The sequence below is a fragment of the Marinomonas gallaica genome (assembly GCF_049821165.1).
Classification (GTDB): domain Bacteria; phylum Pseudomonadota; class Gammaproteobacteria; order Pseudomonadales; family Marinomonadaceae; genus Marinomonas; species Marinomonas gallaica.
Map to the genome: position 1 here is coordinate 3,874,518 of NZ_CP187511.1, position 22,449 is coordinate 3,896,966.

The window sequence follows — 22,449 nt, forward strand, 5'->3', positions numbered from 1 at the left end:
TGTTTTATTTACTGGCACGGCTGCTCTAAAAAATCATCCCAGTACTGGGAAATTAGAGCTTGGTTTTCTTCTAAGGTGTCTACCGGCACTAAACGCCCTTGCTTTTGCAGGGCTTGTCGATGTACCGTCGCACGATAAAAGGTATAGGCGTCCTTCATTTTTGCGACAACGTCCGCCGCTAATAAACCATTTTCGGCCGCCGCTTCAAGTTGGCGAATATTGTCTGAGAACTCTATTAAGTTAGGGTACTTATACGACCAAGCCAGCACCATATACTGAACCATAAACTCAATATCAATAATACCACCCGCCCCTTGCTTAAGGTCGAAGCCTTTGTCACGACCACTGGTATCAAGATGCGAACGCATTTTTTCACGCATTTTGATGACTTCTTCTTTCAGCTCAGGGCGATTACGCTTTCGGCTCAGAACCGCTGCTCGGGTTTCATCAAACTGCTGAGCCAATTGAGCATCACCCGCTAACACACGTGAACGACATAGCGCTTGGTGCTCCCATGACCACGCTTCGTTCTGCTGATAATCTTGAAAAGACTCTAAGCTGGCCACCAATAAGCCTGAATTACCTGATGGGCGTAAACGCATATCCACTTCGTACAAGCGTCCAGCCGAAGTGAAACTGGTGAGCAAATGAATGATACGTTGACCGAGACGTGTATAAAACACCAAGTTATCTACACTACGTTCGCCGTTGGTACTGCTTTTTATCTGGGCATTGTGAATAAACACCAAGTCCAGATCCGAGTCGTAACCAAGCTCAATACCCCCCGACTTTCCGTACCCGACAATCACTAACTCAGGTGTCATTACAGGCTCACCATTTTGCATGGGATAGCCATGACGCTGTGTTAAATAATGCCAAGACTGCTGCAATACTTGCTCTAACAATACTTCCGCCAGCCAAGTTAAGTGATCACTTACTTTCATAAGTGGCAATATCCCAGTGATGTCACAGGCAGCAATACGCATGATTATCGAGCGACGGAAACGACGCATGGCGTCCATGTGTGCTTCTTCATCTTCTTCTGGTAGTCGAACTAAGATCTGTCGTAGCTCTTGCGCCATACCCGACTTAGAGGGTGGCGAAAACAGTGTGTTAGCGTCTAATAACTCATCTAACAATGCGGGGGAGTTTGAGATCGCCTCAGAAAACCAAACACTTTCACGACACAACCCCATCAAATGTACGATGGCACTTTGATTTTCCGACAGCAAAACAAGGTAAGAGGTTCGGCGAGTCACCGCTTCCATGATTGGAATGATGCGCTGTAGTACCACATCGGGAAAGGCTTCCTCTTCCAAGCAGGTCATCAACGCCGCTAAAAAGACAGCTAATCGCTCCTGCCCAATCGGCTGCATGTAAGCCACGGCACGTGACCCCAAGAACTGAGCTAGCACTTGAACAACGGTTTCTGCATCTTGCCATGCAATTGCATCGATCGCTTCTTCGATCAATGTTTGCTCATGCGGTTGCTTCAAAATCACCCGCCATGCTTCTTGCGTCAACTCGTCACTGGAGTTTTCTTCACCATCATCAATCAGATTTTGAAAGCATTCGTGTACTTTGTGTCGATGTTGCCAAAGCGTATCCAACAACGCTTGCCAGCTTGGCTCGCCAACTTGATACGCTAACCGAGTGCGCGCCAGATCCTCTTCTGGTAACAACTGAGTCTGCTCATCCGCTGCGCCCTGAAGAGCATGCTCAACACGACGTAGATAACGGTACGCAGATAACAAGCTATTTACCTGATCATCTGGTAGATAGCCATCTTGACCTAATACTGGAAGCGCCTTAAACAAGGCAGGCTTTTGTAGGCTTTGATCTCGGCCACCGTGCAGTATTTGCAATGCTTGCACGATAAACTCCACTTCACGAATGCCCCCTTCGCCAAGTTTAATATTGTGTTCAATACCTTTTCGGCGCACTTCTTTGGCAATCATGGATTTCAAATCACGCAACGCACCAATGGCACCAAAATCAAGATACTTGCGATATACAAAAGGACGGCGAATCGATTCAAACTCACGCACGTCTTGCGCATCACCCGCCATTACACGCGCTTTGATCATTGCATAACGTTCCCAATCACGGCCTTGATCTTGGTAGTAGTTTTCCAAAGAATCCATGCTCATGACCAATGCACCAGATTGACCAAACGGACGTAAGCGCATATCAACGCGGAAGACAAAACCCTCCGCATTCACTTGATCCAAATGTTGAATCAGTTTCTGACCGATTTTGGTGAAGTATTCTTGATGTGATATGGCCTTCTTCCCGCCTTGGGTTTCGCCGTGTTCTCGGAACGCAAACACCAAATCGATATCAGAAGATAGATTGAGTTCATAACCACCGAGTTTACCCATACCAATGACGATCAGTTTTTGTGCCACGCCAGCACTGTCGAGCGCTTGGCCGTATAAGTTTTGGTACTGACGCATGGACCATTGTTGGCTAACATTCACCGCCACGTCAGCCAACTTACTTAAATGGGCCGTCAGGGTTTGCAAGTCTACTGTTTGCTGAATATCGCTTGTAATCAGGCGCGTCATCCACCAATGGCGATAACGACGCAGTTGTTGCATCAGCATGGCTTCATCCCAATCGGGCAACAGCACCTCTTCGCTAACGGCTTGCCCCCAGGCTTTTTCCCCGGCATAGAGTTGTTCAACCGTTGGCGGCGCTAATGTTTGAGCCGGCTCTAGCAAACTTTCCAGCCAGTGAGGAAAACGGGTCAGCTGTTTATGCACGTATTCGCTCAACAGCCAAATTCGCTCAGCTTGACTCAATACACCATTAGGCACCTCCAGCCCCATGCGACGTGCAATTGCATCGCTAATGGCTTGGTTTTTGATGTCTAATTGTTCTTGGGTGAAGAGCGCATGTACTTGGGATATCGGTGTCAGCGTCAAGTTATCATCCTTATTTTTATTCACGCGACGGGCATGATTTAGTCAAGCTGCTTGTTCAGCCACTGCCCCGTCTCTAGCATCATTATTCCCGTTTCTAGCGTGCCTGCCAATCCCGACAACAAAGACTCGTCATTGGCTTTAAAAAAGGCATCGTATCGTTGATCTAGCGATTCCAACTGCTCGGAAATTTGTGCAGGAACACATTGTTTTAATTGTTGTAAGGCCGTTCGAATGGGTTGCAGCAAGGCTTCGTCTTTTAGATAGAACATAGCTTCCCAATACACTAACCATGTTTCGTACCAGTACTCTGCAAAGCTCATCATCGATGCTTGCGCATTCGGTTTTTTCGGAAACTCTATTCGACGGTGTTTCAAGCGCGAGCCTTTTTGGGCTTTAGACACGACACTGACTTGAACTGGAATATCTGTGGCGATGTATTTTGCGAAACTATACAAAGCGGTCTCAGGGCCAGATTTAAGCTCTAACTCCAACTCACAAATGCTGTCTCGGCCAAACGTTGAGGACACTTCACCTTCATCGCAAACCGCCTCAATGACGGCGTCTTCAAAATGGATTAACCAGACATGACGTTTAAAATCGGTACGGAAGACTTCTATTAAATCCCGTGACCATGCCATGTCTTGTAAAGCATCGGACAACGGTACCTCTTTCAATAGCGTTAAATCTAACGCGTCAGAAGGTAAAGACCATTCCCACTCACCTCGGGCATGCATACCGATACGACTACTGCCGCGTGTTTTGACTGTTTGAATATAGGCTTGATTCACAGCACGGATACGCAAAGCAATGCCGTTTTCCAATAACAAACCATCTGCAGTATCGTAATAGCCATTCATTAAATCGAGCGTCGCTTGGCGGGCACTGCTTGAACTGACGTTTTTTTCACAAAATTCATCGAGAAAATCGCATGCAGACTTGAGATACTCGGGGTGAACCATTAACTTTAGTTCAAGCTCGGTAGCCATATTTCGTAACCTCATAACTTCCGGATTTGCCGGAAACAACTGTGCAAAGAAGCAAGTTTACCAGAAGCGAACGTGTGTAAGATAAATTTCACTGTACGCAACAGGAGTCTCTTAATGACCTCACTTCCCTCATTACTGAGCATGATGTCACAACTGATCGCCACGCCCTCTATCAGTTGTAGCCAAGCAAGTTGGGATCAGTCAAATAAAGGTGTCATTTTATTATTGGAGGACTGGCTGTCAGGACTGGGGTTCCAATGTGAAATCATGCCATTGCCAGGACAACCAGACAAAGTGAACCTGATCGCTACGATCGGTCAAGGGGCTGGCGGATTAGTGCTATCTGGGCATACGGACACCGTCCCGTACGATGAAGACCGCTGGCAGAGTGATCCATTTAAGCTGAATGAACGCGATAACAAGCTTTACGGCCTAGGCACCTGCGATATGAAAGGTTTTTTTGCCATCGTGATTGATACCATCAAAGACATGGATTTAAGCAAACTTGAACAACCTTTGATCATTCTCGCGACAGCGGATGAAGAAAGCTCCATGGACGGTGCTCGTGCCTTGGTCAGCGAAGGCCGTCCTAAAGCACGCTATGCGCTGATTGGCGAACCCACGTCATTGACGCCTATTCACGCTCATAAAGGCATCATGATGGAGAAAATTCGTATCACAGGCCAAGCGGGGCACTCTTCAAACCCGGCGCTGGGTAGCAATGCATTGGATGCCATGCACGCCGTTATGTCAGAACTGATGATCTACCGAAACGGCTTAAAACAAACCTACCGCGATGCCAACTTTGTGATTGATTATCCAACCATGAACTTTGGTTGCATTCATGGCGGCGATAATCCCAACCGTATTTGCGGGCGCTGTGAATTAGAATTCGATATTCGCGCTTTACCGGGGATGGATAATCAGTCTTTGTATCAAGAAATCGCCGCTTTACTGCCTCGCATTCAGCAAAATACGGGGACTCAAATCGAGTTGCATCACCTGTTTCCAGATGTGCCATCGTTTTCAACTCAGAAAGAGTCCGATATTATTAAAGCGTGTGAGCGACTCACACAAAAAGATGCCGCTACAGTAGCCTTTGCAACAGAAGGACCGTTTTTAAACCAATTAGGTATGGAAACATTAATACTAGGCCCAGGATCCATCGACCAAGCCCACCAGCCAAACGAGTTTATGGCGCTCGACCAAATCGCGCCCATGCAACACGTCATCAAAGGATTAGTGGAACGCTATTGTTTAACCCCGAGTACAGAAAATGAGGCATCGCGTGTCTGACGAGCTCAATTACGTAGACTGGTTTCGCCACTCTTCACCCTACATCAATGCACACCGCGGTAAAACGCTGGTGATTTTAATTCCTGGTGAAGCGTTTGAAAGCCCTAACTTCTCCAACATTATCCATGATCTAGCCCTGCTGGATTCTTTGGGCATTCGACTGGTGCTCGTGCAGGGTGCACGACCACAAATTGACCGAGCGCTGGGTAACCGACGGTTGTCGTCTCGTATTGAAGACGGCTATCGAGTCACGCCGCAAGACCAGCTCATCGATGTCATTCAAGCGTCTTCAGCGGTGCGTGTGCAGCTTGAAGCACAGTTGTCGATGGGACTATCGAATACACCGATGGCCAACGCTGGCTTGCGTGTTTGCAGCGGCAACTATGTTGTGGCACGACCGTTAGGTGTGGTTGATGGTATTGACTACGGCCACTCGGGGGAAGTGCGCCGCATTGACCGTGACGCTATCTTCCGACTTCTAGAAGATGACAACATGGTGCTTTTGCCACATTTAGGTTTTTCACCCACAGGCGAAGTATTCAACCTCAAAGCAGAAGACGTCGCGACCCAAGCAGCGATTCAGCTGAAAGCCGACAAACTCATCATCTTTACCGAAGATGAGGGTATTTTTGACCAAAAAGACGAGTTGTTTTCTGAGTTATTGGCGCATCAAGCGGACACGATTTTGGCGCAAGGTAGTCTTTCGCCAGAAACACGTAATGCTCTAGAAGCCTGCCTGATGGCCGTACGGGCACAAGTTCCGCGCTCACACATCATCTCATTCAATGAAAACGGTGGCCTACTAAGTGAGCTATTCACACGTGAAGGCTCTGGCACCATGATTGATGAAGACAGCTATGAACGACTGCGCTTAGCGACCATTGAAGATGTAGGCGGCATGATGCAATTGCTAACACCACTGGAAGACAAAGGCATTTTGGTCCGCCGTTCCCGTGAGCTACTAGAGAATGAGATCGAGCGCTTTATTGTGATTGAACGCGATGGCGCGATTGTCGCGTGCGCCGCACTCTATCCGTTTGAACAAGAGCGTGCGGGAGAATTAGCTTGCGTAGCCGTCTCTCCAGAGTACCGAGGCTCCAACCGAGGTGAACGCTTACTTAAAGGCATCGAAGCCGAAGCGAAGAAACAAAACTTGGACACCATCTTTCTACTGACAACACGGACCGCACATTGGTTTATCGAGCGAGGCTTTAAGGAAACCAGCTTAGAATCTCTGCCTGCGAAAAAACAGGCACTGTATAATTATCAGCGTAACTCTAAGATTTTCGCGAAAAAGCTTTAGTTTTAATCACACAGACCAGCGGTATCGATATCGCTGGTCTATTGCTAACGTTAATTCAGCGTCGAACAATAATCTGAAAAATCGACCATAATGTACAGCTCGCCTTCTTCCAGCATAGTTCCCTGTATACACTGATGAGAGCGATACTCCATACTCTCGACTTCTAGCGAGTCAGGGAGATCCATGACTCTTTCAACGCTTTCTACGCGCACGCCGAAGTAACCTGTCGGCAAATCAAGCACAACAATATGACCTTCTTGATCGCATTGGTTAGGGTTAATATCTAATAAGTGCGAACCGTATAATACCGTCACCATATTGCCGCGAACCTCGATCATCCCCTCAACGCCTGGACTACTGCCTAGTGCAGGTGCTGGAGATTGGTAGCTAAGAACTTCTTTTATACAATGAAGCGGATGAATATAACGCTCTTCTCCCAAGCGAAAGCAGATCCCCTTTTCAACAGTCTCCACGACCCCTCCAGATGTAATGTGAACATGAGACAGACTCAATTAAACGCAAAACTATGCGTAAAAAATACTTACACGTCTAATCTTTACATTCAAGTTTTATCCAAAAAAAAGCCCGCTATTGTTACCAATAGCGGGCTTTTAGGTTCTGAATAATTCGTTATTCCACTATTTTAAACGGAATAAACATTGGGTAACCATCACGGATAACACGCATCGGTACGGAACGGTTCGCCGGAATAGTCTGGGCAATACGATTAAACTCGGCCACACCTTCGATGGTCTCGCCATTAAGCATTGTAATCACATCACCTTGCTGGAGGCCATTACGTGCTGCAGCGCCACCTAGGACTTGCTGAACCATAACACCAGCATCGACATCCATGTTTTCAGGCACTTCAGTGACGGTCATGCCCAAGCGATTCTCATCGGCTTTCTGTTGTGCAATTTGAGCGTTATCAGGGCGTTTAGCCAGACCTATCGTAATCGTTTGCTCTTTACCATCACGGAATACTTGCGCTTTGGCATCGGTTCCAACTTTCAGCTCGCCAACCAAATAAGGTAATTCAGAAGAGTGTTCAATGGTCTTACCATTGAATGCCATAATGATATCGCCTGCTTTCAAGCCTGCTTCTTCCGCTGGCGAATCCGGCATTACACGACTGACTAACGCACCATGTGGTCGATCTAGATTAAACGATTCAGCAAGATCACGGTTCACATCTTGAATCAACACGCCTAGCCAAGCTCGTGAAACTTTACCGTCCGACTTAAGCTGTTCAACTACAGACATGGCAACATTTGATGGAATCGCAAACGACACCCCCATAAAGCCACCGGAGCGCGTGTAAATTTGTGAGTTAATACCCACTACTTCGCCATCCAAGTTAAAGAGTGGACCACCTGAGTTACCTGGGTTAATCGCAACGTCTGTTTGAATGAAAGGCACGTAGTTATCACTAGGTAAATTACGCCCAATGGCACTCACAATCCCTGCCGTGACAGTGTAATCAAAGCCAAAAGGAGAGCCGATGGCTAACACCCATTGCCCTGCTTTCAGGTCATCTGAATCACCCATATCTACAATCGGCAAGTCATCGTCCGCTTCAATCTTAAGCAACGCTAAATCAGTACGGACATCGGTACCCACTAATGTCGCTTCGTATTCGCGACGGTCATTTAACCGTACATGAATCACATCCGCGCCATCAATGACGTGATTATTGGTCAATACATAACCGTCATGGGAGATGATAAAACCTGAACCAAGTGAGCTACGTTGTTGCTGACGCGGCTGTTGCGGTTGTTGCTGCTGTTGACCAAATGGTTGTTGGCCAAAGAAGTGACGGAAAAACTCGTTCAGCTCACGCGCATCAGGGCTTAACTGACGCTTGTCAGAAGAAGGCGCTTGCTCGGTACTGATGTTCACCACTGCTGGAGAAGCATCTTCTACCAGCTCAGTAAAATCAGGAAGGTTCGCTGCATTTGCCAGTGAAGAGAGCAGCATCAATAAGCTGATGCTGACCCAGCTCACACGTTTTAGCAATCTGTTCATGTATTGGTCTCCTCAGACGTACCAAAGTTAGTATGTTGCTATAGTGTCAGGTGAAGAGGGATTTTTCAGGCTTTTTGAACCACCGGAATGATCTGGGCCTGATTTGTATTGATTCGCAGAACTCGCGGATAGTAATCTGGATTCTTAGTTTCTTGAGACGACTTCCATTTCGCCGCCAACAAACCACCAGCAAATCCACTTATTGCTCCGACAACCGAAACAAGCGTTTGTTCCGTAACCAGTGAAGGTAATGATGCGCCAAGCACTAATCCAAGTAGAGGTACGGCATACATCCACAAAGAGGCCTGCAACAATGTATCTTCTGGGATACCAACCACCACGCTTTGCCCGGTTTTTAGGTCATCCGTAGCAATGGCTTTCATCAACATACGGTTGCTGTTAGAGACTTTTGCAATCGTATGATGACCACACCCATGACGCGCACGACAACTGGTACAACTACTGGTGCGAATGGTTTCCACTTCTGCAATGCCACCTTCAATAGACAACACCGTACCATTTTCTTCAATCATTATTTGAACCCGGCATCATTACTGTCATAAGACGTTGGATCGTCTGCGCAGGCACTTCACCAACAAGGGTTAAAAGAAACATTTGATCACCCACTTTAATACTTTTTTCGCCCGCAATGGTCGCACCTAGATTCATTAGGGTTTGCGGACGCTTTTTATCGGTGCGTTCGACAAAGACTGACACCGTACTCATACCATCGGACAGCAACAACATGTTGGTGGTGTCATTCATACGACGTGCATCCTTCCAGACAAGATCAAACCCATTGGGCAACCAGTCAAAGTGCCAATGGCGGGGCACAACCTCAGGCTCAATTTCTACAAATTTTTGGGTGTAGGAGTCATCACTTGGGGTGAAGTCTTTTTCTTTCAAGTCAGGCGAGAACTCAACTGAAGTAAACTGAATTCGCTCGAGCAGTTTGTTATCCGAACTTAAGACATCATGCTTCAGTAAAAAGCCATTCTCTTTATCTACCCAAAACTCATGCCCGTAGCGAAATTCATCCTTTGGAATCAACGTCAATTTCACCGCATTGCGCGACGCAATACGCTGACTTTTATGCACCACTTCAATATCATAAGCTTGGGTTAAGCGGTCTTTATCCAGCTTTTGAAAGCGTCGAAACGGCTCGGCTGGTAAAAATCCAGCGACGTAATCTTCTTTATCAGGAAAAACACAAATCACACTGTCATCGACTCGAATGACCGTAATACGCTGACCGTCTAAATCCTCTAAACTTTCGTACTCTACGCCTCCAATTAAGCCCCGGCGAATACGCATAGAGTTCATCATGCCAGCTTCTTGATGGACAAACACACCATCGTAGGCAACAGAATCAAACGACTCCGTCATGCGGGCCAGCCAATCCACACCGGACTGGGCAGCCCAAAGAGTGCTGCTTGTCAGCACCAAAAGTGAAAGGACTAACCCACGAATCATTGCGTGTTGCCTTGCGGATAACCCACGACTCTCGCCATCGGTATCATGCCTTGACCTACTGTCATCGAGGCTTGCTGAGCATGTTGACGTAAGTAGTTCTGCAGGCGCTCATTGTTTTGCAGCGCCTCTTCAGCGCTGAGCGCATTAAACGATTCAGTAGGCATTTGCTGCACAGAGGGTGCCGCAGCAAACACTGGTGTTTGAGCCGTATTGTCACCTTGCAATAAAATATTACCACCTAGGACAACAGCAAACGCTACGCTTGCGGCGACCGCCAGCCCCGAAAATACCGAACGTTTCGACAGGCTTGATCCTGACGTCATGTTGGGCAATGTTACTTGTTCAAGTTTTTCAGGCTTAGATAAAGCTTGGCCTTGCGTTGGAAATGCCACTACATTTGTGTCTTGCTTCCCTTCGTCTAATTTACGATGCATTTGATCTAAGAAAGATCCCCCATCGTCAATCAATAACGCTTGCTCAGGCTGCATCGCTTGATGAATTCGGTGATAACGATCCACTTGGCTTGCTAGCTCTTGCCTATCTTTCGCTAACAAGACATCAATATCAGCATGTGTGGCTTCACCATCTAAAAATGCCGATAAACTATCATCATTGCCCGAGCCGTGTTTGTCATAGAATTTTGACATAACTACTCTCCTCCCCCAAAAATGGGACGAATACGTTTTTCCACAGCTTCACGGGCGCGAAAAATACGCGATCTAACAGTACCTACAGGACAATCCATGACCTGAGCAATATCTTCGTAACTCAAACCATCAAACTCACGTAAGGTTAATGCCCCTCGTAACTCCTCCGGTAGATCTTTGATCGCACTTTGAATCTCTGATTCTAAACGGTCACGGTTCAAGTTTGCATCTGGCGTACCACCGTCGGAAAGCTCCCTATAGTTTGCATGGACGTCTTCGTTATCCAATTCAACATCACTAGAAGGGGGCCGACGAGAGCGGCTAACAAGGTAATTTTTTGCTGTATTCACCGCGATACGATAGAGCCAAGTGTAAAACGCACTTTCCCCTCGGAAGCTATCAATTGCCCGATACGCTTTGATAAAACTATCTTGAGCCACATCCAGCACTTCATGCTTGTCCTGAATATAACGGGATATCAAAGCGGCCACTTTGTGCTGATATTTCAATACCAACAAGTCAAATGCACGCTTATCTCCGTTCTGAACTCGCTTAACTAACGCCTCATCACTGGACGTTTCGTGCTGCATAGGCACCTCATAATTCATTAACATACTGTGCCCACCAAGTTGTTGCATATATGGACAACGTGCGGTTTGGAGAGTTCCATGAAAAGATATTTTGTACCTTTAAGAAGCATTGTATTCTATTTATTTCACCTGATGTACGATTTGAGTGTCGCACTGGGGTATTCATTGGGACCCCAAAGAAGTGTAATATTAGTTTCGTTTAACACTATTTAGAACAACAACATGAGCAAACATCTTCACCACGACATTGTTATCATCGGCGCAGGCGCAGCCGGTCTAACCCTTGCACTTGAGCTTGCTAACGAGCATAAAGTCGCAATTTTGACGAAAGGCGACATCTCAGAAGGCTCTACGTTGTACGCTCAAGGTGGTGTTGCGGCGGTCATGTCTGACAAAGATACCGTGGATTCCCATGTTCAGGATACCATTAATGCTGGGGCGGAATTGGGGAACGAAGACGCTATTCGCTTCACGGTAGAGAACTCCAAACCAAGCATCGACTGGCTAATTGACCAAGGTGTGCCCTTTACTCGAAATGGCGAAAGTGATGATTATCACTTAACTAAAGAAGGCGGTCACAGTCACAGACGTATTATCCATGCTGCCGATGCAACCGGTTTAGCGATATCACAAACACTGGTCAAAAATGCATTGGCTCATCCAAACATTCATTTTTATCCAGATCGCGTTGCGATCGACCTGGTTACGACTCAGAAGCTTGGACTAAGTGAACAAAATCGAGTGATCGGTCTGTATGCGCTGAACCAAAAAACAGACACAGTAGAAGTGTTTCATGCTCACCGTGTTGCCCTCGCGACAGGTGGCAGCAGTAAAGTATATTTATACACCAGTAACCCGGATACGGCTTCTGGTGACGGGATCGCCATGGCGTGGCGTGCTGGTTGTCGTGTTGGCAATATGGAATTCAACCAATTCCACCCGACTTGCCTGTATGACGCCAAGGCAAAAACGTTCTTAATCTCTGAAGCCGTGCGTGGCGAAGGAGGCCGTTTGTTGCTTCCCGATGGTACTCGCTTCATGTTTAATTTTGATGACCGCGGTGAACTCGCACCGCGCGACATCGTTGCGCGCGCCATTGACCATGAAATGAAACGCTTAGGCGTTAAGCACGTATTGCTGGATATCTCCCACAAGGACCCTGAGTTCATTAAGGAACATTTCCCAACCATCTATAAGCGCTGCCTAAACTATGGTCACGACATGACCAAAGGCCCTATCCCTGTTGTTCCTGCAGCGCATTACACCTGCGGTGGTGTGGTAGTAGACCAACATGGCACAACGGATGTCACCGATTTATACGCGATTGGAGAAGCGTCCTATACTGGCTTGCATGGCGCTAACCGTCTTGCCAGCAATTCGTTACTTGAATGCATTGTTTACGCACGCTCTGCAGCACAAAAAATGCTGGCGGATAACGAGCCTCGCGCAGATTATCAAATACCTGATTGGGATTCCTCAAAGGTCACCGACTCCGATGAAGACGTCGTGATCACCCATAACTGGCATGAGCTGCGTCGTTTCATGTGGGATTACGTCGGAATTGTGCGTACCAATAAACGTTTATTGCGAGCTAAACACCGAGTCGACTTGCTGCTTTCCGAGATCGAAGAGTTCTACTCTAATTACCGCGTTTCGGCCGACTTACTTGAGTTACGAAACCTTGCCGTTGTTGCAGATTTGATTATTCAGTCAGCTATGGCCCGCAAAGAAAGCCGTGGTCTGCACTTTACCTTGGACTATCCAGACAAGCACGAAAACAGTACCCCGACTATTTTAAAACCGAGGATTCGCTCTTCTGAGCTGGAAAACCCATCAGCTTGTCCACACATAGCCTAGAACGTAAATAACGGTAATCCGCTGTCGTCATTTGGTCTTTATAAACCAAACGATAGCGGTTAATCATAGTGATGAGCTTTTCAGAAAAAGTGGTTTTTTGCGCCATCGGAATTTTAACAACCATCCAATGTTGCGTCAGATAGTGTAACTGACAGTATTCAGAAACCTGCTTTTGAGTCCACTCCACTCGGTCATCATAACATTCGACGATGACCTCAGGTTGACGCATTTGTCGTACAAATATAGCCGCTAGGACTAACCAGCAGAGGCATTGAGCCGCTGCTGACCATTGCAACAAAATTACTAAAGCAGTCACAGCTATAAACCATAGCAATGAGATTACTTTAGCAAGCCTAGAAGGCTTAAGCGCGATAGTTTTCTGGCTGCACACGAGTCACAATCACATGGACTATACGAGCTAAGTCTGGATCTTCAGGTACTTCCTTCTGCATGAACCAAGGAAAAATTTCTTGATCTTCACATTCGATAAGCTTGTAAAAACGCTGCTTATCCTCTTCTTCTAGTGATAAAAACACATCCTCTAAGAAAGGCTCAAATAATACATCTAGCTCCAACATTCCACGGCGGCATTGCCATTTTAAACGCTTAAAGCCTGGTGAATCCTTCGATTCAATTTGATCAGTCATGAAAGGTCTCCCCAATATAGAGGCGCCATTATAGCCCCTCCCTTAGTCTGGGCAAACCAGCCGACATAGCAAAGTCATGCATTCTTGATATGAATCTTTAGATTTTGCTTATTTAGACGGCAAAATCTGCACAGTCAAAAGAGTATTATTTTGACTACATTTTTATACATATAGCCACTAAAGAAACAAAAAAGTACCACTATCCATTATTAATGTACTAGTGAGTCAATTAAGACTTGTCCTATTCTTACCTTACTTGATCAACAATCGATCAAGCCTTTTAGGTGCGACAATAAAAAGAAACTTACCCAAATGGGAGAACCTATGAAAAGTCTTACCAAAACAGCCATCGCCTGCGCTGTTACGCTCGCCACTTTTAATACGTTTGCTGAAACACAAATTACCGTTGCAACGGTAAATAACGGTCACATGATCGAGATGCAAAAGCTGACACCTGAATTCGAAAAACAATACCCTGATATCAAAGTAAAATGGGTCACACTAGAAGAAGGCGTGCTGCGCCAGAATGTGACTCAGGACATTGCCAATGGTAGTGGCCTGTATGACGTGATGACCATAGGTATGTACGAAGCACCTATTTGGGGAGAGCGTGGCTGGTTAGAGCCCATTGATACCAGCGGCTCTTATGATGTAAAGGATATCTTACCTTCTATCCGTGGCGGTCTTTCTTATGATGGCACTATGTTTGCCTCCCCTTTTTATGGGGAAAGCTCTATGGTCATGTATCGTAAAGACCTCGCTGAGAAAGCTGGCGTAACGATTAGCGACCGCGATAGCTGGGAGCACATTCGTGATGCCGCTGCGGCCATGAATGATCCCGATAACGGCATATACGGTATTTGCCTGCGTGGTAAAGCTGGCTGGGGGGACAATATGGCATTCCTCTCCGCGATGGCCAACTCCTTTGGTGCTCGATGGTTTGACATGGATTGGAAGCCGCAGCTAACGTCGGACGAATGGAAAAATGCCGTATCATTCTATGTCGATTTGCTTGATAACTATGGGCCACCGGGTGCCAGTGGTAACAGCTTTAACGAAAACTTAGCACTGTTTAATGAAGGTAAGTGTGGTATGTGGATTGATGCCACGATTGCCGCCTCTTTTGTTACCGATCCAAAACAATCGAAAGTTGCAGATCAAGTTGGTTTTGCTCAGTCGCCTTATGCCGTTACAGAGAAAGGTGCTAACTGGCTTTGGTCTTGGGCGCTAGGCATTCCAGCAGCGACTAAAAATGCCGATGCAGCACAAAAATTCGTACGCTGGGCCACCTCCAAAGAGTACATTCAGCTTGTCGGCGCAAAAAATGGCTGGGGCGCGGTACCAACAGGCACACGTCAATCAACCTATGATAATCCTAAGTTCCGTGACGCAGCCGTGTTTGCTGAAGCTGAACTTAAGGCCATCAATTCAGCCAATCCAAACGACAGCACGCTGGAACCTTCACCTTACGTCGGTGTTCAATTTGCGGCCATTCCTGAATTCCAAGCGATTGGTACAACAACAGGACAAATGGTCTCCGGAGCCTTAGCTGGCAGCTTATCTGTCGATAAAGCACTGGAATCCGCTAATCGTTCTGCTGATCGTCAAATGCGTCAAGCCGGTTACTACTAAACTCGCAAAGTAGAGCCTCTACACCGAAAGGTTATTAACCTTTCGGTGTAGATCCTCCGTCGTGAGACGCGCTCATAAAGCTATAATAACGAGAGAAAATCCTATGAAGCGTTCCATTACTCGCTTACTAATGGCCCCCTCTGTGCTACTGCTCTTAGCATGGATGCTGGTGCCATTGTCCATGACCATTTATTTTTCCACCATCAATTACAACCTATTGTACCCAGGTCGTAATAACTTCGTTGGCTGGATGAACTTTGAGTTTTTTATTACCGACCCAGGTTTCTGGATTGCCATTTCCAATACGCTCATTCTGTTGATTTCAGTACTGCTGATTACCGTGGTGCTCGGAGTCGCCTTATCGGCACTGATTGATAAGCCGTTCTTTGGACGAAACGTTGTCCGCGTCTTATTGATTTCCCCCTTCTTCATCATGCCAACCGTCAATGCATTGATCTGGAAGAATATGATGATGAATCCGGTCTATGGAATCTTCGCTTGGATCTCTCAATCTTTAGGGTTAGAGCCCATCGATTGGCTGTCTGACTACCCTCTTATGTCGATCATTATTATGGTGAGTTGGCAGTGGCTACCGTTCGCCATTTTAGTATTTGTCACCGCGCTTCAATCTCAAGACACGGAACAAAAAGAAGCAGCACAAATGGATGGCGCTAATGGTTGGCATATCTTCCGCTATTTAACGGTACCTCATTTGGCTCGCCCTATTGCCGTAGTGGTCATGATCGAGACGATTTTCTTATTGGCCGTTTTCGCTGAGATCTATGTTTCTACCGGGGGTGGCCCAGGTTACGACAGCACCAACTTAGCGTACTTAATTTACAACCAAGCTTTATTGCAATACGACGTGGGCGTCGCCTCAGCAGGTGGTCTATTCGCCGTACTGTTGGCCAACATCGTTGCCTTTTTCTTAATCCGCGCTGTCGGCAAAAACCTAACAGTGTGAGGTAATTATTATGACTTTAACGCAACAACGTAAACTCAAAACCCTTCTGGTCGGATTAGCATCTTGGTGCGTTGCATTACTGCTGTTCTTTCCAATTTTCTGGATGTTTATCACATCCTTTAAAACGGAATTGCAGGCCATTTCCGTTCCACCACAGCTGTTTTTTGAACCAACGCTTGAAAACTTTACCGTGGTACAAGAGCGCAGTGACTACCTAAAACACGCATGGAACTCAGTCGTCACCTCATTTGGCGCGACGATTCTAGCGCTGATCATCGCTATTCCCGCGGCATACTCCATGGCATTTTTCCCGGGCAAACGTACCAAAGACATCTTACTGTGGATGTTATCCACCAAGATGCTTCCTGCGGTTGGGGTTCTGGTGCCGATTTACATTTTGTCTCGTGATTACGGTCTGTTGGATTCAAAGCTAGGACTCGTGATCATCTTTACTCTGATGAACCTGCCTATCATTGTTTGGATGCTGTTCTCATACTTCAAAGATTTGCCTAAAGAAATCCTAGAAGCGGCCCGTATGGACGGCGCGACACCATGGGATGAAATGATCAAAGTCGTGTTACCACTGTCCGTTGGTGGCATTGCCTCAACCGGCTTACTGTCCATCGTTTTATGCTGGAATGAAGCCTTCTGGTCACTCAATTTAACGGCGTCAGAAGCCGCACCATTAACGGCGATGATTGCCTCTTACTCAAGCCCTGAAGGCTTGTTCTGGGCAAAACTGTCTGCTGCCTCAACGCTTGCCTGTGCCCCAATCGTCATTTTTGGCTGGTTCTGCCAAAAGCAACTGGTACAAGGCCTTACATTTGGCGCTGTGAAATAGTCTATAGGAATAACAATAATGGCTTACTTAAACATTACCGATCTGCAGAAACACTACGATAATTACCACGCGTTACGTGGTATCAACTTGGCAATTGAGGAAGGCGAATTTATAGTCTTTGTGGGGCCATCTGGGTGTGGTAAATCCACTCTACTTCGCACCATTGCCGGCTTAGAATCCAGCACTGGTGGCAACATCGAGTTGGACGGTCGCGATATTACCGAACTGGCTTCTTCAAAACGTGATTTGGCCATGGTGTTCCAATCTTATGCGTTGTATCCCCACATGTCTGTGGCCGATAATCTGAGCTTTGCCCTAAGATTGGCGAAAGAAGAGCAAAGCGTGATTGATGAGAAGGTCAAATCAGTCTCCGCTTCTTTACAATTGGACAAACTGTTAGAGCGTAAACCTAAAGAGCTCTCTGGTGGTCAGCGCCAACGTGTGGCGATCGGCCGCGCCATTGTTCGTCAACCGAAAGTCTTCCTATTTGACGAGCCGCTTTCAAACCTAGACGCTGCCCTTCGTGTACAAATGCGCTTAGAGCTTGCGCGCCTGCATAAGAAGCTCGGCACCACGATGATTTATGTAACCCACGATCAAATAGAAGCCATGACCTTGGCCGATCGCGTGGTGATTTTAAACGCTGGCCAAATTGAGCAAGTGGGCACTCCCTTAGAGCTGTACCGCTCACCAAACAGCCGCTTTGTGGCAGAGTTCATTGGTACGCCAAAAATGAACTTGATTGCGTTAGATAATGTAGTTCGAGAAAACGATACCTTACACCTGAAACTGCTCAATGCCAGCATCGATTTTCCTGTTGCTCGTACGCGCGGGCCGCTACCTGATAGCGTTGTAATGGGCGTGCGCCCAGAACATATGCACATCGTCGAATCTGGTGGTGACATTATCGGCAAGGTAGAACTGATTGAACATCTTGGTTCAGAAGCCTATACCCATGTTCGCCTCGCAAATGATCAAACCATCATCGTTAAAGCACCAGCTCGCACAACCATTAAAGATGGCGAGGAAATTCACATCTCACTAGAACGTGAAGAAGTGATTTTATTTAACCAGAATGACCGCGTCTTTTCTGTGATCGCAGAGGAGGCATGCCATGACTAACCGCCTAACATTCGGTCAAAATGCCAATCAAATACAGTGCCAAGACTATGTTCGAAGCGATGTCACGTCAGGGGTGATGCATTTAGGCGTCGGGGCATTTCATCGCGCCCATCAAGCGGTCTATTTTGACCGTTTATTAGCCCTGCCTGAAGGCAAGCAATGGGGCATTACTGGGGTTAATCTTCGCCCCCAAGACAGCGCTCAATTTGCTCGTTTTATCGAACAAGATGGCGAATATATTCTTAAAACCATGGCTGCAGACGGTGCCACTGTTTACCAACACATTCGCTCAATGGTGAAACAAATCGATGGTGCGAAAACCCCCGCTCAAGTAGACCAGCAGATGGCCGATAGCGCGACTCAACTTGTCACATCGACTGTCACAGAAGGTGGCTATTACCTTGATGAAACACGCCAGTTGATGCTGGATCACCCCGCAATTAAAGGCGATTTAGCGGGTCAACGTCATACGCTGTATGCTTTTTTATACGCAGGATTAAAACTTCGGAGTCAAACAAGCCAAGCAAAAATCACCTTGCTCTGCTGCGATAATTTACGTCATAACGGAGACGTATTAAAAGCCGGATTAATGCAGTTTCTTAATGCAAAAGGCGACCAAGCACTCGCTCAATGGGTCAACGAAAATGTCGCATTTCCATGCTCCATGGTCGATCGCATTACACCAAAACCCAGTCCCGAGCATGTGCAAGACGTACAACAACGTTTTGCTACCGACGATGAACTGGCGGTTATGGGCGAAGACTTTATCCAATGGGTCGTAGAAGATAATTTTGCGGGGGCAAAGCCTCCACTTGAACAAGTCGGGGTACAATTTGTCGATCAAGTGGACCCTTACGAAGAAGCTAAAATTCGCATTCTGAATGCAGGCCATACCAATGTCGTTTATCAAGCCGCTTTAAAAGGCATGACATACTTTGACGAAGCCATGCGCGATGAGGCTTTACGCCAGTACTTTCGTGACTTTGTTCATCAAGATGCCATCCCTGCTATTGGCAACTCTATTGTCAATCTAGAGGCGTATGCGGACATCATCGAGCGTCGTTTTAGCAATGCCAACATTGGCGATACCGTTGAGCGTATTTGTACCGATGGTTATGCCAAATTCCCAATTTTCGTTTATCCATCACTCACGGGCTGTTATCAGTTAGGCCAAACGCCCAGTAAGACGATTGAAGGTATTGCGGCTTGGTTCGTTTACTTTCAAAAAGCACGCACAGGTTCTATTTCGACACCTTATCATGAGCCAAACTTAGAATCTTTGCAGCCATACAGCGATGATGAAGAAGGCATTCAGGCGTTTGCTAATGACCGCTTTTTATGGGGCGACATACCACGTCAGCACCCGCAGTTCATAGCGCAACTGAGCCAAGCGATTCGATCAATGCAACAGCAATACTCCATGTAACACCCAGATCCAATAGCGACCATTAGATCGCTAAATAACGAGACACTTACCTGCTAAACTAAAGTGTCTACACAACTGGCCCCAATGACTGTCACGGCATTGGGGCTATCGTGTCGTTTGAATAAATAGGTAATACTATGTCGGCCATAACAACAAAAAGAGTCACCCCCGAATACGAGCTCGTCGATGATGATATTGAGACGATCCGCTACCTAGAACACGGCTACCCAAGCGAGCTAATTCGCTGGCATGCGCACACTGATTATGAGTTGCACTTTATAGTCGCCTCCCAAGGCAAAGTGTTCGTCGGCGATTACATTGGTAATTACAAACCTGGGCAGTTGATTCTAACTGGCCCTCGTCTTCCACATAATTGGATCTGCCAAGACGGAGACACCAGTGTGCCTTTACGTGACATGGTGATTCGTTTTGATCATGAATCGTTTGAATACGGTGCTAAAATTTTTCCTGAACTTGCGGAGATCATGCCAATGTTACAGCGCGCGAAATCTGGCATTGAGTTCTTCGATATAGATTACCACTATTTAAAAGAAACCTTCTCCAAGGTACGCGATGCATCGGGGCTTCAACGAGTGATCCTAGCCTTGCCGCTACTGCATCAGTTATCACAAAGCCGCAGTTACCGTTTATTATCAACAGTACAAATCGACTTGAAATCCAGCGAGACGTTACAGCGTAAGATTAATACTGTTGTCGATTATGTTTCCAAAAACTATGCCAATGACATTACGTTGGCAGATGTTGCAAGCTTAATAGGCATGTCGGACAGCCACTTCTCACGCTTCTTTAAAAAAGCCACAGGTAACCGTTTTACAGAGTTTGTAAACCGCATGCGCATCAGCCGAGCCTGTAATTTACTGACCGAAACAGATCAACAAATTGCCAACATTTGCTTTCAGGTAGGGTTCAACAATGTGGCCAATTTCAACCGCCGTTTTCACGAACTAAAAGGGGTTACCCCGAGAGATTTTAGAACTCAATACTATCAGCGTATTGAAGGTTAAGCCTTTCTCTGACACTTTCGTCACAAGGCGTATGTTGGCCGTCAACTTGATGACGGCTTTTCTTATTCAAAATTTCAACACAACTGTGACATCTGAGTATTCAGTGATTCGGTACTGCGATAGAGCTGCTGGTAAATCACATGCTTGGCTTGATAATAGGACTGCGTAACTTGCTCAGGTGAATGGGTTGCCAGTACTTCAGGCATACGACAGTGTTGCTTGATCAATGCCTCTATATCTTGACCGTCCTGTTCTTTTTTACCCAAGAGCGCTAAACGCGCAGCGCCGAGCCCAGGACCGACATCGCCACCATCACGGTATGTTAGGGTTTTACCCAATATACTAGCAATGATACTGCGCCATAATTCACTGCGAGCGCCACCGCCAATCAACGACAATTCATTCACTGAGCTGCCCGCACTTTCCAACGCGTTCTGACAATCAAGCAAGGAAAAGGCAATCCCTTCAAGTATCGCCAAGGTCATCTCCTCTCGGCGAGTGCTGCTACGAAGACCAAAAAACTGTCCACAAGCAAGGGGATCGTTAATTGGCGTTCGTTCACCATTTAAGTAAGGTAAGAAAACAACAGAAGTTTTACGAATCGATGCGAGTTCAAGTTCATCTAACAGATCCGCAACGGACATCGATACTGTCTTAGCAAACCAAGATAGCGAATTCGCTGCACTTAACGTTACGCCCATTTGGTGCCAACGATTTGGCAAAGCATGACAAAAGGCATGCACTGTGTTTTCAGGGTTGGCATTGTGTGACTCGGATACGACAAAATAGACCCCTGAAGTGCCTAAAGAAACAAAACCTTGGCCCGGTTCGGTTATCCCCATTCCGACAGCACCTGCGGCATTATCACCTGCCCCCGCGACGACAGGAACGTCATTAAAACCTAGGGCACTTGCCACACTGGGCGACAGCTGTCCGATGATTTGAGCACCTTCATGAACACTCGGCATATTAGCAAGAGAAAGCCCTGTCAGCTTCAGCAAGTGCTCATCCCATTGACGTGTTTGTGGGTTTAACCATAACGTTCCTGCGGCATCAGAACAGTCACTCGAAAACACCCCCGTTAATCGGTAAGCGAGATAATCTTTCGGCAACAGCACTTTATCTATCTGCGCGTAGATCTCCGGTTCATTCTCTTTCACCCATAGGATTTTAGGTAATGTGAAGCCAGGCATGGCAAGATTACCAGAGCGCAACATAAGCTCTGGGTGCGTTGCCATCAACGTCTTACACTGCTTTTGGCTGCGGCCATCATTCCATAAAATACATGGTCGCAATACTGCACCGCTCACATCAATCAAAGTTGCGCCATGCATTTGGCCTGACAGACCGATCGCCTGAATCTGTTTTAAATCGACAACGTCTGACAAAGCAAAGCACACATCCATAAGCGCTTGCCACCATGTATCAGGAGCCTGTTCTGACCATGTTGCGCGTGGTGAACTCACAGTCAAAGGTTGGTTCGCCTGCGCTACGACGTGCCCTTGCTCATTTATAACCACCCCTTTCAATCCGGATGTACCTAAATCCAACCCTAAGAACATGATGATTACCTATCCAATATATGTGCTTTTTATTATGCGGCGTCTTAAAAACGCCCTATCTCATCAGTGTTAAAAGAAGTAAGGCGGGAGTCAATCAATTCACAGAAATCCGCTTTTTACGTATCA

The 22,449-nt window shown here is 46.7% G+C and carries 20 protein-coding genes; 9 read left to right on the forward strand and 11 right to left on the reverse strand.

Translation table 11 applies throughout. The annotated features are described in order from the left end of the window. Nucleotides 1-8: 8 nt before the first annotated feature. Together glnE and ACPUEK_RS18310 are read right to left on the reverse strand one after the other, a co-directional pair. A complete protein-coding gene (glnE, locus tag ACPUEK_RS18305) occupies nucleotides 9-2,927 on the reverse strand; it encodes a bifunctional [glutamate--ammonia ligase]-adenylyl-L-tyrosine phosphorylase/[glutamate--ammonia-ligase] adenylyltransferase (protein WP_425641748.1) in 2,919 nt (972 codons plus the stop codon). A 38-nt stretch (nucleotides 2,928-2,965) separates the two neighbouring features. Further along, nucleotides 2,966-3,913 carry a CYTH domain-containing protein gene (locus ACPUEK_RS18310; RefSeq protein WP_425641750.1) on the reverse strand — a complete coding sequence of 316 codons (948 nt, stop codon included), beginning with the start codon at nucleotides 3,911-3,913 and terminating at the stop codon, nucleotides 2,966-2,968. A gap of 114 nt (nucleotides 3,914-4,027) precedes the next feature. Here ACPUEK_RS18310 and argE point away from each other — a divergent pair, with 114 nt between their 5' ends. Both argE and argA read left to right on the forward strand, forming a co-directional pair. After that, nucleotides 4,028-5,209, forward strand: coding sequence for an acetylornithine deacetylase (gene argE, locus ACPUEK_RS18315; RefSeq protein ID WP_067032525.1), 1,182 nt, complete (start codon nucleotides 4,028-4,030; stop codon nucleotides 5,207-5,209). Further along, nucleotides 5,202-6,512, forward strand: coding sequence for an amino-acid N-acetyltransferase (gene argA, locus ACPUEK_RS18320; protein WP_407943021.1), 1,311 nt, complete (start codon nucleotides 5,202-5,204; stop codon nucleotides 6,510-6,512). The genes argE and argA overlap by 8 nt, the downstream gene beginning before the upstream one ends. A 50-nt stretch (nucleotides 6,513-6,562) precedes the next feature. Here the strand turns inward: argA and ACPUEK_RS18325 are convergent, their stop codons facing one another. The 6 genes from ACPUEK_RS18325 to rpoE all read right to left on the reverse strand — a co-directional run bounded on the left by ACPUEK_RS18325 (nucleotide 6,563) and on the right by rpoE (nucleotide 11,247). Then, a complete protein-coding gene (locus ACPUEK_RS18325) occupies nucleotides 6,563-6,985 on the reverse strand; it encodes a chemotaxis protein CheW (RefSeq protein ID WP_067032531.1) in 423 nt (140 codons plus the stop codon). Between the two features lie 157 nt (nucleotides 6,986-7,142). After that, nucleotides 7,143-8,537: a DegQ family serine endoprotease gene (locus tag ACPUEK_RS18330; protein WP_067221536.1), complete on the reverse strand. Its 1,395-nt coding sequence runs from the start codon at nucleotides 8,535-8,537 to the stop codon at nucleotides 7,143-7,145. A 65-nt stretch (nucleotides 8,538-8,602) separates the two neighbouring features. Continuing rightward, entirely contained in the window at nucleotides 8,603-9,070 is a 468-nt protein-coding gene (locus ACPUEK_RS18335) for a SoxR reducing system RseC family protein (RefSeq protein ID WP_425641752.1), read from the reverse strand. Next, on the reverse strand, nucleotides 9,063-10,010 hold the full coding sequence (locus ACPUEK_RS18340) for a MucB/RseB C-terminal domain-containing protein (protein WP_425641754.1): 948 nt from the start codon (nucleotides 10,008-10,010) through the stop codon (nucleotides 9,063-9,065). Before ACPUEK_RS18340 ends, ACPUEK_RS18335 begins: the two co-directional genes overlap by 8 nt. Continuing rightward, nucleotides 10,007-10,657 carry a sigma-E factor negative regulatory protein gene (locus ACPUEK_RS18345; RefSeq protein ID WP_067221548.1) on the reverse strand — a complete coding sequence of 217 codons (651 nt, stop codon included), beginning with the start codon at nucleotides 10,655-10,657 and terminating at the stop codon, nucleotides 10,007-10,009. Before ACPUEK_RS18345 ends, ACPUEK_RS18340 begins: the two co-directional genes overlap by 4 nt. A gap of 2 nt (nucleotides 10,658-10,659) precedes the next feature. Next, entirely contained in the window at nucleotides 10,660-11,247 is a 588-nt protein-coding gene (gene rpoE / locus ACPUEK_RS18350; protein WP_197467833.1) for an RNA polymerase sigma factor RpoE, read from the reverse strand. A 222-nt stretch (nucleotides 11,248-11,469) separates the two neighbouring features. Between rpoE and nadB the strand changes: the two genes are divergently transcribed. Continuing rightward, entirely contained in the window at nucleotides 11,470-13,104 is a 1,635-nt protein-coding gene (gene nadB, locus ACPUEK_RS18355; RefSeq protein ID WP_425641757.1) for an L-aspartate oxidase, read from the forward strand. Here the strand turns inward: nadB and ACPUEK_RS18360 are convergent. Further along, entirely contained in the window at nucleotides 13,037-13,420 is a 384-nt protein-coding gene (locus ACPUEK_RS18360) for a hypothetical protein (RefSeq protein ID WP_425641758.1), read from the reverse strand. The two genes, nadB and ACPUEK_RS18360, sit on opposite strands and share 68 nt — an antisense overlap. Before the next feature lie 46 nt (nucleotides 13,421-13,466). Beyond that, complete coding sequence (locus tag ACPUEK_RS18365; protein WP_067095140.1) at nucleotides 13,467-13,751, reverse strand: succinate dehydrogenase assembly factor 2; 285 nt, start codon at nucleotides 13,749-13,751, stop codon at nucleotides 13,467-13,469. Nucleotides 13,752-14,075: 324 nt separating this feature from the next. Between ACPUEK_RS18365 and ACPUEK_RS18370 the strand changes: the two genes are divergently transcribed. The 6 genes from ACPUEK_RS18370 (at nucleotide 14,076) to ACPUEK_RS18395 (ending at nucleotide 20,761) form a co-directional block, all read left to right on the forward strand. Continuing rightward, the gene (locus ACPUEK_RS18370; protein ID WP_425641760.1) at nucleotides 14,076-15,383 is read left to right on the forward strand and encodes an ABC transporter substrate-binding protein; all 1,308 of its coding nucleotides are present in this window, start codon (nucleotides 14,076-14,078) and stop codon (nucleotides 15,381-15,383) included. Nucleotides 15,384-15,486: 103 nt separating this feature from the next. After that, complete coding sequence (locus ACPUEK_RS18375) at nucleotides 15,487-16,347, forward strand: carbohydrate ABC transporter permease (RefSeq protein ID WP_067221556.1); 861 nt, start codon at nucleotides 15,487-15,489, stop codon at nucleotides 16,345-16,347. A 10-nt stretch (nucleotides 16,348-16,357) separates the two neighbouring features. Next, entirely contained in the window at nucleotides 16,358-17,188 is an 831-nt protein-coding gene (locus tag ACPUEK_RS18380) for a carbohydrate ABC transporter permease (protein ID WP_067095132.1), read from the forward strand. Nucleotides 17,189-17,206: 18 nt separating this feature from the next. Then, a complete protein-coding gene (locus ACPUEK_RS18385) occupies nucleotides 17,207-18,310 on the forward strand; it encodes an ABC transporter ATP-binding protein (RefSeq protein WP_425641761.1) in 1,104 nt (367 codons plus the stop codon). Next, nucleotides 18,303-19,736: a mannitol dehydrogenase family protein gene (locus tag ACPUEK_RS18390; RefSeq protein WP_425641762.1), complete on the forward strand. Its 1,434-nt coding sequence runs from the start codon at nucleotides 18,303-18,305 to the stop codon at nucleotides 19,734-19,736. Before ACPUEK_RS18385 ends, ACPUEK_RS18390 begins: the two co-directional genes overlap by 8 nt. 137 nt (nucleotides 19,737-19,873) lie before the next feature. Continuing rightward, nucleotides 19,874-20,761 carry a helix-turn-helix domain-containing protein gene (locus ACPUEK_RS18395; protein ID WP_067032569.1) on the forward strand — a complete coding sequence of 296 codons (888 nt, stop codon included), beginning with the start codon at nucleotides 19,874-19,876 and terminating at the stop codon, nucleotides 20,759-20,761. Between the two features lie 74 nt (nucleotides 20,762-20,835). On the opposite strand, the gene xylB is transcribed toward ACPUEK_RS18395, so the two are convergent. Then, nucleotides 20,836-22,323 (reverse strand): xylulokinase, encoded by a 1,488-nt coding sequence (gene xylB / locus ACPUEK_RS18400; protein WP_425641763.1) that lies wholly within the window; start codon nucleotides 22,321-22,323, stop codon nucleotides 20,836-20,838. Nucleotides 22,324-22,449 lie beyond the last annotated feature (126 nt).